This is a genomic window from Phormidium tenue FACHB-1050, from assembly GCF_014696925.1.
In the GTDB taxonomy this organism is placed as follows: domain Bacteria; phylum Cyanobacteriota; class Cyanobacteriia; order Pseudanabaenales; family Pseudanabaenaceae; genus Pseudanabaena.
On the sequence record NZ_JACJQY010000048.1, the window covers coordinates 27,933 to 41,282 of the forward strand.

15 protein-coding genes and 1 pseudogene are annotated in these 13,350 nt (G+C 41.9%); 8 read left to right on the forward strand and 8 right to left on the reverse strand.

The genetic code is table 11. The features are described 5' to 3' along the window. Positions 1–8 precede the first annotated feature (8 nt). Positions 9–1,292: a DUF4912 domain-containing protein gene (locus tag H6G05_RS21215; RefSeq protein WP_190581258.1), complete on the forward strand. Its 1,284-nt coding sequence runs from the start codon at positions 9–11 to the stop codon at positions 1,290–1,292. A 47-nt stretch (positions 1,293–1,339) separates the two neighbouring features. On the opposite strand, the gene H6G05_RS21220 is transcribed toward H6G05_RS21215, so the two are convergent. Further along, positions 1,340–2,470, reverse strand: a complete 1,131-nt coding sequence (locus H6G05_RS21220; RefSeq protein WP_190581260.1) for a sensor histidine kinase — start codon at positions 2,468–2,470, stop codon at positions 1,340–1,342. Positions 2,471–2,682: 212 nt separating this feature from the next. On the opposite strand from H6G05_RS21220, the gene H6G05_RS21225 reads away from it, so the two are divergent. Beyond that, complete coding sequence (locus H6G05_RS21225) at positions 2,683–3,030, forward strand: hypothetical protein (protein WP_190581262.1); 348 nt, start codon at positions 2,683–2,685, stop codon at positions 3,028–3,030. 91 nt (positions 3,031–3,121) lie between these two features. Then, positions 3,122–5,041, forward strand: coding sequence for a 1-deoxy-D-xylulose-5-phosphate synthase (gene dxs / locus H6G05_RS21230; protein WP_190581264.1), 1,920 nt, complete (start codon positions 3,122–3,124; stop codon positions 5,039–5,041). Positions 5,042–5,094: 53 nt separating this feature from the next. On the opposite strand, the gene H6G05_RS21235 is transcribed toward dxs, so the two are convergent. Both H6G05_RS21235 and H6G05_RS21240 read right to left on the reverse strand, forming a co-directional pair. Then, the gene (locus H6G05_RS21235; RefSeq protein ID WP_190581265.1) at positions 5,095–5,952 is read right to left on the reverse strand and encodes a class I SAM-dependent methyltransferase; all 858 of its coding nucleotides are present in this window, start codon (positions 5,950–5,952) and stop codon (positions 5,095–5,097) included. Between the two features lie 79 nt (positions 5,953–6,031). Beyond that, positions 6,032–7,243 (reverse strand): FIST signal transduction protein, encoded by a 1,212-nt coding sequence (locus H6G05_RS21240; RefSeq protein ID WP_190581267.1) that lies wholly within the window; start codon positions 7,241–7,243, stop codon positions 6,032–6,034. Between the two features lie 442 nt (positions 7,244–7,685). Between H6G05_RS21240 and apcB the strand changes: the two genes are divergently transcribed. The 5 genes from apcB (at position 7,686) to H6G05_RS25685 (ending at position 11,123) form a co-directional block, all read left to right on the forward strand. Next, positions 7,686–8,183, forward strand: a complete 498-nt coding sequence (apcB, locus tag H6G05_RS21245; RefSeq protein WP_190581269.1) for an allophycocyanin subunit beta — start codon at positions 7,686–7,688, stop codon at positions 8,181–8,183. Positions 8,184–8,293: 110 nt separating this feature from the next. Beyond that, positions 8,294–9,373: a class II fructose-bisphosphate aldolase gene (gene fba / locus H6G05_RS21250; RefSeq protein WP_190581271.1), complete on the forward strand. Its 1,080-nt coding sequence runs from the start codon at positions 8,294–8,296 to the stop codon at positions 9,371–9,373. 169 nt (positions 9,374–9,542) lie between these two features. Further along, on the forward strand, positions 9,543–10,451 hold the full coding sequence (locus H6G05_RS21255; RefSeq protein WP_190581273.1) for a response regulator: 909 nt from the start codon (positions 9,543–9,545) through the stop codon (positions 10,449–10,451). Further along, a complete protein-coding gene (locus H6G05_RS21260; RefSeq protein ID WP_190581275.1) occupies positions 10,438–10,872 on the forward strand; it encodes an HD domain-containing protein in 435 nt (144 codons plus the stop codon). Before H6G05_RS21255 ends, H6G05_RS21260 begins: the two co-directional genes overlap by 14 nt. A gap of 122 nt (positions 10,873–10,994) precedes the next feature. After that, the gene (locus H6G05_RS25685) at positions 10,995–11,123 is read left to right on the forward strand and encodes a hypothetical protein (protein WP_277874778.1); all 129 of its coding nucleotides are present in this window, start codon (positions 10,995–10,997) and stop codon (positions 11,121–11,123) included. Here the strand turns inward: H6G05_RS25685 and H6G05_RS25900 are convergent. The 5 genes and pseudogenes from H6G05_RS25900 to H6G05_RS21285 all read right to left on the reverse strand — a co-directional run bounded on the left by H6G05_RS25900 (position 11,111) and on the right by H6G05_RS21285 (position 13,261). After that, positions 11,111–11,329, reverse strand: a pseudogene (locus H6G05_RS25900) (Txe/YoeB family addiction module toxin). The gene H6G05_RS25685 and the pseudogene H6G05_RS25900 overlap by 13 nt on opposite strands. Before the next feature lie 25 nt (positions 11,330–11,354). Next, positions 11,355–11,573, reverse strand: a complete 219-nt coding sequence (locus H6G05_RS21270; RefSeq protein WP_190581277.1) for a hypothetical protein — start codon at positions 11,571–11,573, stop codon at positions 11,355–11,357. Positions 11,574–11,812: 239 nt separating this feature from the next. After that, positions 11,813–12,094 carry a Txe/YoeB family addiction module toxin gene (locus H6G05_RS21275; RefSeq protein WP_190581279.1) on the reverse strand — a complete coding sequence of 94 codons (282 nt, stop codon included), beginning with the start codon at positions 12,092–12,094 and terminating at the stop codon, positions 11,813–11,815. Next, entirely contained in the window at positions 12,051–12,257 is a 207-nt protein-coding gene (locus tag H6G05_RS21280; protein WP_142656252.1) for a prevent-host-death protein, read from the reverse strand. The genes H6G05_RS21275 and H6G05_RS21280 overlap by 44 nt, the downstream gene beginning before the upstream one ends. Before the next feature lie 146 nt (positions 12,258–12,403). Then, the gene (locus tag H6G05_RS21285; protein ID WP_190581281.1) at positions 12,404–13,261 is read right to left on the reverse strand and encodes a phospholipase D-like domain-containing protein; all 858 of its coding nucleotides are present in this window, start codon (positions 13,259–13,261) and stop codon (positions 12,404–12,406) included. Positions 13,262–13,350: the final 89 nt, after the last annotated feature.

A 13,350-nucleotide genomic window follows, 5' to 3' on the forward strand; every position in this document is an offset into this window, starting at 1 on the left:
TTAATTGTATGGCGAGGGAACGTCCTCCCCTAGAAGAAATGACCTTGCGTCAGCTTCGCAAAGTAGCAGCAGAGCTAGAGATTTCTCGTTACAGTCGAATGCGAAAATCCCAGCTACTTGCTGATATTCAAACTATTCTTACGGCTCAAGGTGCAGCCTCAACCCAAGCAGATCGTAGTAACTCGGAGACACAGGAAATCGTGGAAGCATCAAAGTTTAATGTGGGTAGTGAAGAAACAGAAGAAAACCTAGAATCACTTGCTGCCATTGATCAAAGTATCGGTGATTTACCAAGTGGTTATGGCGAAAGTCGTATCGTTCTATTACCTCGTGATCCCCAATGGGCTTACGTGTATTGGGATGTGCCTAATTCTCAGAAGGAAGAATTACGTCGCCAAGGTGGACAGCAGTTGGCTCTACGTCTATATGATGCCACTGATGTCAATTTGGATTACCAAACTCCTAATAACCTACAGGAATACAACAGCGATGAACTCGCTCGCGAATGGTACTTACCCATTCCAATTAGCGATCGCGACTATGTAGCGGAACTTGGTTATCGTTGTGCCGATGGTCGTTGGTTAGTACTAACTCGCTCCAAGGTTGTTCATGTTCCCCCAGTATTCCCATCAGAATGGGTAGAAGACAACTTTATTACTGTACCTTGGGATCAAACACTCAAGGGTCAAACCTTCTTCACTTTGGTTCCTCCAGCTAAGAAGGTTGCTCCTGCTCCCGAAGAAACAGCTACTACCAGCAGCGATACTTCCTACGACGAAATCTTCAATATTGCCCGTGAAGCTGAAGTTCAAAGAATCTCTGGCTCTCTCTATGGCTCTATGCAGCATGAGTCGGGAATTGGTATGGCTCCTGAGTCTATTAGCTCCTACGTCTTCCCCTCTGGTGCAGGATTGTTTGCAGGTGCGGCAGGTGCAATCAGTGCTAGCGGCATTAACTACTCTGGCATTGGCATGTCCAGCTATAGTTTCTTCTCTAGTGAAGCTCCCATCCGTCCTCGCCAATTCTGGTTAGTTGCTGATGCTGAATTGATTGTCTATGGTGCAACTGAGCCTGACGCTTCTGTTACCATTGGCGGTCGTCCGATTAAGCTCAATGCTGACGGCACATTCCGCTTCCATACTTCTTTCCAAGATGGTATCCAAGACTATCCAATCTTTGCAGTTGCTGCGGATGGCGAACAAAATCGAGCCATTCACATGAAGTTCGAGCGTCAAACCCTTGAGCGCCGCACTAATACCAAAGAGGAAGCTATTCCTGAATGGATTAGTTAAAGCTACCTATAAAACAAAAAAGCCCCGCATTGCGGGGCTTTTTTGTTTTATGCCGATCGCTTGAGCGTCACGGCAAAAGTACTTCCCTTGCCCACTTGGCTAATCACATGAATACTTCCTTCCATTTTCTGCACCAATTCATTGGCGATCGCTAGCCCTAGTCCCGTACCAGAAATATCGCCATCCGCTTGTCTACCGCGAAAACTACGTTCAAATAGCCTTGGTAAGTCAGCATCAGGAATTCCTACACCTGTGTCTTGAACATAGATGTAAACTGAGTCAGGCTTCACATCTGCACCCAGCAATACATAGCCACGTTCAGGGGTGTATTTAAGGGCATTCTCTACCAAATTACCGATCGCTTCTCTTAGTCCTGATTCATTGCCTAATACTTTGGGTAAATGAGATGGAATATTAGATAGAAACTGAATATTGCGATCTTGAGCGATCGCACTGGCAAAATTAGCGATCGCTTCCAAAATGCCATTTAGATCTACAGGTGCAATATCTATAGTTGCCGCAGGTAATAAGGCTTTTTCATGTTCGGTTTGCGGTAGTAGCAATGGCGCAGGGCGATCAGCTTCACTAAGCAGATCTTGAATATGCTGAGTTTCGCGCAAAATCCCCGTGACAAATTTTTGATTAGGATCTGACTCAACAATGCGCCGTGATAAAAGTTGAGCAAAAGTGCGAATGGCCGTCAGAGGATTGCGAAGTTGATGTAATAAAGAAGCAAAAAAATTGCTTTGCTCTTCATAATGGCGCTGTTGGTTAGCGACTAACCATTGATTGCGACGGTCTAAAGCACAGGCGATCGCTAAAGTATTAGCAATTTGTTGAATTTGTGATTGTTCGTATTCCTGCCAGTCACGATCATCTCTTCCTGTCATCAAAAATCCTAAAATAGCCTCCTCATAAATCAAGGGCAGTACAAAGCGGCGTTGTTTTACCAAACCACTACTCCCTATGGATAACATTGGCAAAGTTTCAGGGAAAGCTTCTGGCAGAGCCATTAAACCATCTTCAGGAAATACAGCAACCTCAATTAGATTAGTAGGCATCCCATCCGCCACATTTTCAGTGATATAGATAGCACTAGCAACTGCACCCAAACTTTGGGTCAGTAAAATGATTTGCGATCGGGCTAGGGCGATCAGGTCGGGACTGGCGGATAGCATGGAAAAATAATTGCCAAGATGTTCATAGTATAGAGTCCTATGTAAATCTCAGTATAGCTCTCCCATAAATTAATAATAATGCAAAACCTAATTTACCAAGAAATAATTCTAATGTATTAATGAATACTTTGCCCCAGCAAAAAAAGTCGTAATCTGTAAGTAAGTGTCTTTAGCAGATCTTATCTACGTAGATCTTTTGGGTGCGGTCAGCTATGTTAAAAGCTGTCGGCTTGGCTTTTGTATGGGGGGCTTTTTCTATACTTGTAGATTATGAAGAGATACTTCTAGATAAATCCAAGGAGCAGCTAACACAATCTAAAAGAACACTTTTAGGAACAAAAGTTAATCATTTTTTGTTTAATGAAATTGCTAAGGCTGATGTTTTATATGCAATTGATAGTTATAAAAATGTATATTTCAATCCAAGAATAAATATTAACTCTAAGGTGCAATTCAATCTAGACACAGTTAGCGATCGCCAAGTTGCCATTAAGGTTGCCAACGATCTCAATCGGTTTATGGGTTTGCCCGAAGAAGAAGATCCTGTAGTTAAGGTATAGGTAGTAACTAGCGATCGCATTGAACGTTTGGGGGGTGCGCTTCAGTTACACTAGAGGGAGTCATTTTATAAAAAATCATAAAAAAATACATATGCGGTTAAGTGATGTTACTCACCCCAATCAATTGCATGGTCTAACGATTTCGCAATTGGAGTCTATAGCAAAGGAAATTCGGCAAAAACATTTAGAAACGATCGCCGCCACAGGTGGACATCTTGGTCCTGGGCTAGGCGTAGTCGAGCTAACTCTCGCTTTATATCAAACTCTCGATTTAGATCGCGATAAAGTTGTATGGGATGTGGGACATCAAGCCTATCCCCATAAACTGATCACAGGACGTTATAAAAATTTCCATACCTTGCGTCAAAAGGATGGGATTGCAGGTTATCTCAATCGTCGTGAAAGTGAATTTGATCATTTCGGTGCAGGACATGCTTCGACCAGTATTTCGGCGGCTCTGGGGATGGCGATCGCCCGTGATTTGCAAGGCGAAAATTACAAGACTGTAGCAATCATCGGTGATGGCTCCTTGACAGGTGGCATGGCTCTTGAAGCAATTAACCATGCAGGACATCTTCCCAAAACTAATTTATTAGTTGTCCTCAATGACAATGAAATGTCAATTTCGGCAAATGTCGGCGCAATTCCTAAGTACCTGAATAAAATGCGCCTCAGCCCACCGATGAAATTCATCACTAACAATCTCGAAGGACAAATTCGCAATATTCCCTTTGTTGGCGAACAAATCAGTCCTGAGATTGAGCGCATCAAGGACAATCTCAAGATTGTGACCATGGTGCAAAACAAAGTAGGAGCCGTATTTGAAGAACTCGGCTTTACTTACATTGGTCCCGTCGATGGACACAATCTCAAAGAGTTAATCGACACTTTCAAGATGGCGCATACGCTCACTGGGCCCGTGATGGTTCATGTTAGTACTACCAAGGGTAAAGGCTATAGCTATGCTGAAGCTGATCGCGTTGGCTATCACGCCCAAAACTCCTTTGACCTCGCTACAGGCAAGGCGAAGCCATCCACTTCTAGCAAACCCAAACCTCCTAGCTACTCCAAAGTTTTTGCCGATACGCTGATCAAACTTGCTGAGCATGACAAGCGCATCGTAGCCATTACTGCCGCCATGTCTACAGGTACAGGTTTAGACAAATTCCAAGCCGCATTGCCCAATCAATTTATCGATGTTGGTATTGCCGAACAGCACGCGCTCACCGTCGCCGCAGGTATGGCTTGTGAAGGAATGCGCCCTGTAGCCGCAATTTATTCCACCTTCTTGCAACGCGGTTTTGACCAGATCATCCACGATATTTGTATCCAAGACCTACCTGTTTTTCTCTGTCTTGATCGCGCAGGTATTGTCGGAGCCGATGGACCTACTCACCAAGGGATGTATGACATCGCCTATCTGCGCTGTATTCCCAACATGGTGCTGATGGCTCCTAAGGATGAAGCCGAAATGCAGAACATGATTGTCACTGGTTTAACTCACAATGGCCCGAGTGCCATGCGTTATCCTCGTGGTAACGGTGTAGGCGCACCATTGCAAGATGAGGACATCGAGCCATTACCAATCGGCAAAGCCGAAGTATTGCGCGAAGGTAAGGATGTTTTGTTACTCGCCTATGGCTCCATGGTTTATCCTTCGCTACAGGTTGCAGAACTTCTGAATGAGCATGGTATTAGCGCCACGGTCGTTAATGCCAGATTTGCAAAACCCCTAGATACAGAGCTAATCCTGCCCCTTGCTCAAAAAATTGGTAAGGTGGTCACCCTTGAAGAAGGTTGCCTGATGGGCGGTTTTGGTAGCGCTGTTCTAGAAGCGTTGAATGATGCAAATGTGCTAGCCCCTGTTTACCGTATCGGAGTTCCCGATATTCTCGTTGAACATGCTTCGCCAGAGCAGTCATTTAATTCTCTTGGTTTATCTAGTGGTCAAATCTGCGATCGCATTCTTAACCAATTTGCTTTCAATAAACAAACTGTAATTAGCCAGTAATAAAAAAGGCGGTGCATTGCGCCGCCTTTTTTGTTTTGGGTTTTGTTTTGGGTTTAGCGAGTAGCTAAAAAGTATATAGAAGAGCGCTCCACAGGATTGAGACTATAGTCTAGAAAAACTACATCACTAAAACCAATACGGGTTAGCAAAATTTTAATTTCTTCAGGCGTGTAATATCGAATCCTCATCATGGTTAGTTCAGAATAAGGGCGCTCTGATTGGACTTTCCAAGTACCTTCCATCCATGCATCAAGTTCGTTTGGGCGAGTCAAGTCTGGAAACTGGATTAAGGCCCTGCCATTTGGCTTGAGAATACGATAAAACTCGTGAAAGAATGTTACGGCATGAACTTTCTCAATATGCTGAATACATTCAATCGAATAAACGAAAGTTAGTGATTGATCAGGAATGATTTTTAGATCTAGCCCTGAACTTCTAATATATGAAACATTTTTAACATCACGATTGAGTTCTTCCGCAACTCTGATGATCGCTTGACTGACATCCACTCCGATCGCGCGTTTACAAAATTTACCCACTGCACCAACAATTAAGCCATGTCCACAGCCAAATTCTAGTACCTCGTCATCAGGCTGGATCAATTTCGCTAAGACATCATTAGCAATTTCAGCACGGGAAATGCGAAGTTGGGAGAGTAATTCTTCGTATTCTCCAGGAAGAAAATAGAACTTGTTTTGAGGGTAAAGATAGTGCGGCGAACTACTGAGAAATTTTTTGGTTAAAAATGCGCGGGTTGAACTCCCTCCCATTTTCCACATTAAGTCAATCAATCCATTCCATCTTAGATAATCGTAGTCTCCCTTTTCTGCTTTTAGTGGTTTGAATAGAAGATTATATAGGTTGGTAATAAACTTGATTGAACGTAACTTTTTGACATTGCTTAGCTGCATACTTCTGATCCTATACCTTCAAAACTATGGAGAAGTAGTGGAAATTTTAGAGTGATTGTACCAGAGTTAATCTCAGCTTTTACTGATTTTTTGGTCTCAGGATGCCAAACACTGAAGTATAACCATGTAAAAATGTCGTACCTCCGACGGGACCAATTTCACCAGAGCAGAAAAATCCGCCAAAGGGAATTAAGCCAAGATGTTTTTGCAGAATCTCCGAGTCAAAGTTTGGTTTGTCATATAGCCTCTCGCCACGTCCCATGCAAGAAAACATTAAAGCTGCGGTAGGAGAAATATTAGGAGCCTCCAACCTCAACTGATTGGTGTAATTGATCAAAGCTTCCTCTAGATCTTCAGCGGAGGCTTTGCCATCACGTAAATGTAGTTGGATTCTCTGCCCAGGACGCATCCGATCGCCAACGGCGATCGCCCCAGATCGCGGATCAACACCAATAATATTGCGAATTAAGAAATCGCCCTGTGATGGGTTTGCCTTAAACTCATTCATCACCACCCCAATAAATAGTGAATGCTGAGCCAATTCGCGATCGCTTGGGTTTAAATCGCCCACAGTATCTTGCAATAAGGTTAAAGGTGGCTTTCCTTCCAAGCCTAATATTAAATTGCGTTCACATTCAGAAACCTGCAATATTTTGCCAATGGGGCGGCAACCCTGCGCGACTACAGGATCAATAGTCACATCTCCCCATAGAGCCACCCCTAACAAGCCCGTGCGATAAAGCTTATATGTACCCGCTTTATGGAAGCAAAACAAGGCGTTTGCACCCATGCCACCACTACTTGCTAAGCCCCCAACCTTGACGGCATTGGGATAAGCGAAATCTAGCCCTTGGATTAAGTCATTAATCGGAAATGAAAATGGATCACCCACCAACACAAAGCTAGGTGAAACTGCGGGGTCAACATCCGTTAACTTTTCCCAACGATCAGGAGGACTATCAAGATCTGGCAACAGATGATCGTCAAGGTGAAATACCTTTGCCTCTGCATTAGGTAAGTGTCCCACTAGTAAAGCGATCGCAGGTTTATCTTCAAACTCTTGACCATTACCGACGATTCCCCCACCCGAGCAACCAATTAATTTTTGGATCGGCAATTTTTCCGCTAGCAAAGGTAACAAACGCGGATAGTCACTAGCAAAAGCAGTGGAAACAAACAAAAAGCCTAAATCAAGCGATCGATCGCCAAGTAAAGCAAATATTTGCTGTGACAGATCCTGTACCGCAGCTTCTAAAGATATTTTTGTCGAAAGACTAGTAACCCACTTCATAGACCTAGCCCTACATCAACTTTACTTCCAGACATTTCTTTATAAATTGCTTGCAAGGGTTTTAGACAAACCCCAATATTTAATCTTTGTATTTGAGCTTTTTTTGCGCTTAATATCTAAGCATAGTATCTAAGCTTACATCGCAGCGACCTACTTCCGACTTTTTCTATAGTGCGATCGCTGAAAAATCAAAATCTAATAAAGAAGACGCAGCACTTTGCGCCGCTTCTTCTTTACTAGGTTTTATGTCCTAGCAATCGTAAAGAACGCCCAATGTGGCATTTATATAGAGTAAGACTTGGTAAGGCGCTGAAAGCACAGTAAAATAATTTCGGTAACTGTCCAAAGGATAGGTTGCCAAGTTTAAGTTATATATAGTTTACAAACTTTACAAATACGTTACCGATACATTTATTAAAGACAAATTAACGGAGAAAACAACATGCAGGATGCAATTACCAGCCTGATCGGTTCTTATGATGCAACTGGTAAATATTTTGACCGCGATGCCATGGATACCCTCAAATCCTATTTTGCCACTGGCACAGCCCGTTTAGCTGCCTCTGCGGCAATCACAGCAAACGCTGCTTCACTTGTGCGTAAGGCTGGATCTCAGTTATTTGAAGAAGTCCCTGATCTAATCCGTCCAGGTGGTAACGCTTACACAACTCGTCGTTTTGCAGCTTGCTTGCGTGATTTAGATTACTATTTGCGTTATGCCTCCTATGCTCTTGTTGCAGGCAACAATGATGTTCTCGATGAAAGAGTATTACAAGGCTTGCGTGACACGTATAGCTCTCTGGGTGTACCCATTGGACCAACTGTCCAAGGTATTCAGATCCTCAAGCAACTGGTTTTTGATTTAGTGGGTGAAAGTGCTGATTGGCTTGCAGCACCTTTTGACTATATGACTCGCGAACTGAGCGAAAAAAACATCTAACTAAAAAAGGGCGCGAAGCGCCCTTTTTTAGTTAGATATAATTCTTCAAAATGATTTAAGATTGTTAATAATCGAAACAAGCTCGATTTAGTCTAGGAGAGAATTTAAATATGGCTTTAGTACCAATGCGCCTGCTGCTCGATCATGCAGCTGAAAACGGATATGGCATCCCTGCATTTAATGTAAACAACATGGAGCAAATCCAGTCGATCATGCAGGCTGCTAATGAGACCAACAGCCCTGTGATCCTACAAGCTTCCCGTGGCGCACGCAATTACGCGGGCGAAAATTTTCTACGTCACTTGATTTTGGCAGCAGCCGAAACCTATCCTCATCTCCCCATCGTGATGCACCAAGATCACGGTAATGCCCCTGCAACTTGCTTCTCGGCAATTCAAAATGGCTTTACCAGTGTGATGATGGATGGCTCATTGGAAGCTGATGCTAAGACACCTGCTAGCTACGAATACAACGTAGAAGTAACTTCTAAAGTTGTCGAAGTTGCCCATGCTTTTGGTGCAAGCGTCGAAGGCGAACTAGGTTGCTTAGGTTCCCTTGAAACTGGTAAGGGTGAAGCTGAAGATGGACATGGATTTGAAGGTGCGTTGGATCATTCACAACTTCTTACCGATCCTGACGAAGCTGCTGACTTCGTTGAGCGTACTCAGGTTGATGCTCTTGCAGTAGCGATCGGTACTAGCCACGGTGCTTATAAGTTTACTCGCAAGCCTACTGGCGAAATTCTTGCCATCAGCCGTATCGAAGAAATTCATAATCGCTTGCCTAATACCCACCTTGTTATGCATGGTTCTTCTTCAGTTCCTGAAGATCTACTTGCCATGATCAATGAGTTTGGTGGCGCAATTCCTGAAACCTACGGTGTACCTGTTGAAGAAATTCAAAAGGGAATCAAGTGCGGTGTGCGTAAGGTCAATATCGACACTGATTGTCGTCTTGCCATTACTGCGGCTGTACGTGAAGCATTGTTTAAGAATCCTAAGGAATTCGATCCACGTCACTTCTTGAAGCCTTCGATCAAGTACATGCAAAAAGTATGTGCCGATCGCTATGTTCAGTTTGAATCTGCTGGTCAAGCTAGCAAGATCAAGCAAGTTAGTGTTTATGATTTTGTTGGTAAGTATGCTAAGGGCGAATTGAAGCAAGTTAGCCGTCAAGCTGTTAAAGCTTAAACATTAAAAAAACAAGAATTGTTGTGGCTAAGCAAAGCTATGCAGCAACAATTCTTGGGTTAAAAGCAAAGCTTTTTACAAAAAATACAAAATATAAGGGGCGCATTGCGCCCCTTATATTTTGATAGCATTGCTATACTTACAGTCGGTATTCAACCTACTTTTGCTCATGACTTCTTCTTTGTTTTCTGTTATTGAACCAAATAAAACAAATCCCAAAAAGCCAAAGCTTTTGGTCGTAGATGATGAGCAAGATAACCTTGATTTGCTATATCGCACCTTTCGCAGAGAATTTACGGTATTTCGAGCAGACAGTGGAATCAAGGCGTTAGAGATTCTGGAGAATGAAGGGGAGATGGCCGCCATCATTTCTGATCAGCGAATGCCTGAAATGAATGGAACCGAGTTTCTCAGCCGCACTGTTTCCGATTTTCCTGATACGGTGCGGATTGTGCTGACAGGATATACAGATATTACAGATTTGATTGATGCGATCAATTCGGGGCAGGTTCATAAATACATTACGAAGCCTTGGGAGCCAGACCAATTGAAGTTGGTTGTGTCAGAGGCGACCCATACCTATGACTTACTGAAGCAACGTTCTGATGAGCTAAGCCGATCGCAAGCCCAGAATGCTCTGTTGTCTGTAATTGTGGCGATCGCCCAAAAATCGAAACAGATATCTGGATGTATGCTGCCTTTAGCTAATGCATTTTGGCAAAATTTTGGTGCAGATGGGGTGATCTTACAGTTGGTTGAGCAAGATGCTTTGAGCGACACTCAAGCTATATGCGGTGATTATCTTTGGGATTTGGCTACCGATCCTTTAGTGCAGATGGCGATCGCCTCGAAAAAATCTCAAATTTCTCTAGCACCTGACCAACAAGCCGATTCAGATCAACCATGCAAAACTAATTTGGCGATCGCAATTACTTTCCGTGAACAGATTTTGGGTATATTGGCGATGCGTTGGTGTAAGGCAAATGCTTTGAGCCTTGATGATGTTGAGGTAATTCAGAAATGTGCCGATCAATTAGCGATTGCCCTAACTTGTATTCGTCATTATGAAAGACTCTGAAACTCTTTTGGCTTTAGCGATCGCGATCGCCAATCAAGCCCATGCAGGACAACTGGATAAGGCAGGAAAGCCCTACATTTTACATCCCTTAACGGTGATGGCACAGATGGATACGCTCGAAAGTAAAATCGTGGCAGTTTTGCATGATGCGATCGAGGATTCTGATCTAAAAATTGAGGATTTAGTTGAGCAAGGTTTTCCTGAATTTATTACCGATGCGATCGCGGCGATTACTAAACTTGAGGGTGAGCCTTATGAGGTTTATATTTTGCGGGTAAAGTCTAATGCGATCGCTCGAAAAGTCAAGATTGCTGACGTGACTCACAATATGGATATCAGTCGGATTGCTAATCCTACAGAAAGAGATTTTCAGCGTTTAGAGAAATATCAAAAAGTACTCCAAGAGTTACAACAAGAGTAAAACCAATTTTGCGATCAACCCCAAATCAAGAGATTTTTTAGCTCGATCATTGTTGTCAAAGCACTTAATTCAGATCTAATTTAATGATGACTGATCTTTTTTTGCGATCGCAATTTCTTTGATTGTTCATAAATATCTATCGCCCATTTCCTCAAACCAAACAGCGATTGTTCCTCACCACCCGTAAACCCGATCGCAAATTCCCCTCATCAAACAGCGATCGCAATTACTGTTTAGTCTATGCGTCGTAATGTCCACCAATAGCGATGATGTATATATTTTCGTCATCAAAGCTATAAACTAGCCGATCTTTGTCAGATATGCGTCGAGAATAATATCCAGCTAATTCTTACTTCAATGCTTCAGGTTTTCCAGTTCCTTGAGTGGGATCGCCTTTTTGCATTTCTTTGAGAATATTGAATAGTTTTTTGTGAATGGGTTTATTTGTTTCTCTCAAATATTCGTATGTTTGCAGGGTGTCTTCATGAAATACGACTGAGCGTATGATGCTTCTGTTTGTGGGTTTCGATTAGTAATTGAATTTGTGTAATTAGTTCTGGATTTTTTAGGATATAGTCGAAATCGAGAGATAGATTTGCTTGGTTAGGGTTCGATTTTTTAGAATTATGCTTGAACTGCCTGATCTGCTGCATTAAGCGCGGGTTACTCAGAACATATTCGGTTTCTTGATGAGTATCCATAAGTCTTAGTAAGGTTTATAGTCTACGATTACATTTCTAGCATACCTCTGATACTTTGTTGGATAGCGATCGCCTCCTCAACGCCCACAAAACCTGATCGCCTATTTCCTCAACATCAAACAGCGATCGCCCCTTCACCATTCACAAAAACCAATCGCCTATTCCCTCAAATCAAACAGCGATCGCCACTCATCACCCATAAATGAGATCGTCTATTTCCCATATCAACCAACAATAATTTAGTAGTGGAAGCGGCATGCGAGAATTCTGATTTTATCGTCTAAAACTTCATAAACTAGACGATGTTCTTGATCGATACGGCGTGACCAGCAACCAGATAGATCGTGTTTTAGAGCTTCGGGTTGTCCTGTTCCTTCAAATGGATTACGTTGGACTTCACGAATCAGTTTGATGATTTTTAAAGCTTTTTTACGATCATTTTCAACCCACCAAGCTAAGTCCTCAAAAGCATCTGCATCAAATTCCAAGTTTTTCACAGGCAGATTCCAAAGAGATTCCATCTTGTCGTTTTCTGGCTTTAAGCAGTCTTTCTTTCATTGCTGGACTGCTAAGTAAATATGCTGTTTCTCTTTCTGCCATTAGTTCTTGCCAGAAGGCAATGGGGACAACTACAGAAACTGTTTGTCCTTCTGAATCACAGATGTATTGTAATGCGTTAGTCATAGCAGTCAATATAACTTACTTGATTAATCATAATTATAACTGATCGCCCCGTCATCACCCAAAACCCGATCGCCTACTCCCCCAACATCAAACAGCGATCCAACAATTGTAAATCTTGATCGTGTTGGGTTATATTAAATTTTTTCCTAGTAGATTGGATTCTCAAATAATTGTATTAGTTTTTCGATGATATGAGTTTCTGTAGTGCGAATTCCAACTTCTAATATAGGATCAGAATCACCAGAAGTTAAAAAGTTATGGCTAGTAATCATTGCAAATTGATGATCACATACTAAATATTTCTCATGCGTTCCCCTTGGTTGTGTAAGTTTAAATTGGTCAGGATAGCCTTTCTCAAATTTTTCTAAACTTGAAATTGCGCTATATTTCCATCGGGCACTATTAGCAATAAAATCATTTCTAGTAATTGATCGATTACGGATTTTCTGTTTGGAAACTTCATCTTCTGGATATCCCCATCCTATAGAAATAGTTACATTTTTTTGCAGAAGTAATTGCATCTTATGCATCATTTTGCTATTTATAACTGTTTCGCAAAGCCAAGGACAAACTAAGATAAGTTGATTACGGCAAAGCTCTAATGCCTCATATAAAATCTTTTTTGATCCTTTACGACCAACTACTAAAGTAGTATTTGGAGACTTAAGATTTATTTTACTGTTTAACTCAATCAACCAATGTTCTAGATTTTGATTAAAATCTACTGATGGATTTTGTAATTCTTCTAGATTTTTCGATATATCAATAAGCTTATCTGATAGAACTTTAATATTAGAAAAACCTTCTTCTATGTCGTCACATATAGATTCTTCCAATAAAATAAGCCTTTGCATTAAATTATCTGATTTAACTTCTAGTGAATCTATACGAAATGAATCTTCAGTCTGACGATTTCTAAAAGAATTTAACAGGGTTTTGAGATCTTCTAGTTCATTTGAGTTGTGTATTGTGATGTCATCGAATCTTTTTTCGTAATTGCTCAACGTAGGAAAATTGACAAAAAGGCAAAAGCTGATAAATTAAAGAAATGAAGGAACTACCCAACCTAAAAGACCTAACAGACGAGGCAAAA

Bases quoted from the DNA above. Each gene is read 5' to 3' on its own strand.
- H6G05_RS21215 (WP_190581258.1), top strand. From the start codon at position 9: ATGGCGAGGGAACGTCCTCCCCTAGAAGAAATGACCTTGCGTCAGCTT.
- H6G05_RS21220 (WP_190581260.1), bottom strand. From the start codon at position 2,470: ATGCTATCCGCCAGTCCCGACCTGATCGCCCTAGCCCGATCGCAAATC.
- H6G05_RS21225 (WP_190581262.1), top strand. From the start codon at position 2,683: ATGTTAAAAGCTGTCGGCTTGGCTTTTGTATGGGGGGCTTTTTCTATA.
- dxs (WP_190581264.1), top strand. From the start codon at position 3,122: ATGCGGTTAAGTGATGTTACTCACCCCAATCAATTGCATGGTCTAACG.
- H6G05_RS21235 (WP_190581265.1), bottom strand. From the start codon at position 5,952: ATGCAGCTAAGCAATGTCAAAAAGTTACGTTCAATCAAGTTTATTACC.
- H6G05_RS21240 (WP_190581267.1), bottom strand. From the start codon at position 7,243: ATGAAGTGGGTTACTAGTCTTTCGACAAAAATATCTTTAGAAGCTGCG.
- apcB (WP_190581269.1), top strand. From the start codon at position 7,686: ATGCAGGATGCAATTACCAGCCTGATCGGTTCTTATGATGCAACTGGT.
- fba (WP_190581271.1), top strand. From the start codon at position 8,294: ATGGCTTTAGTACCAATGCGCCTGCTGCTCGATCATGCAGCTGAAAAC.
- H6G05_RS21255 (WP_190581273.1), top strand. From the start codon at position 9,543: ATGACTTCTTCTTTGTTTTCTGTTATTGAACCAAATAAAACAAATCCC.
- H6G05_RS21260 (WP_190581275.1), top strand. From the start codon at position 10,438: ATGAAAGACTCTGAAACTCTTTTGGCTTTAGCGATCGCGATCGCCAAT.
- H6G05_RS21270 (WP_190581277.1), bottom strand. From the start codon at position 11,573: ATGGATACTCATCAAGAAACCGAATATGTTCTGAGTAACCCGCGCTTA.
- H6G05_RS21275 (WP_190581279.1), bottom strand. From the start codon at position 12,094: ATGGAATCTCTTTGGAATCTGCCTGTGAAAAACTTGGAATTTGATGCA.
- H6G05_RS21280 (WP_142656252.1), bottom strand. From the start codon at position 12,257: ATGACTAACGCATTACAATACATCTGTGATTCAGAAGGACAAACAGTT.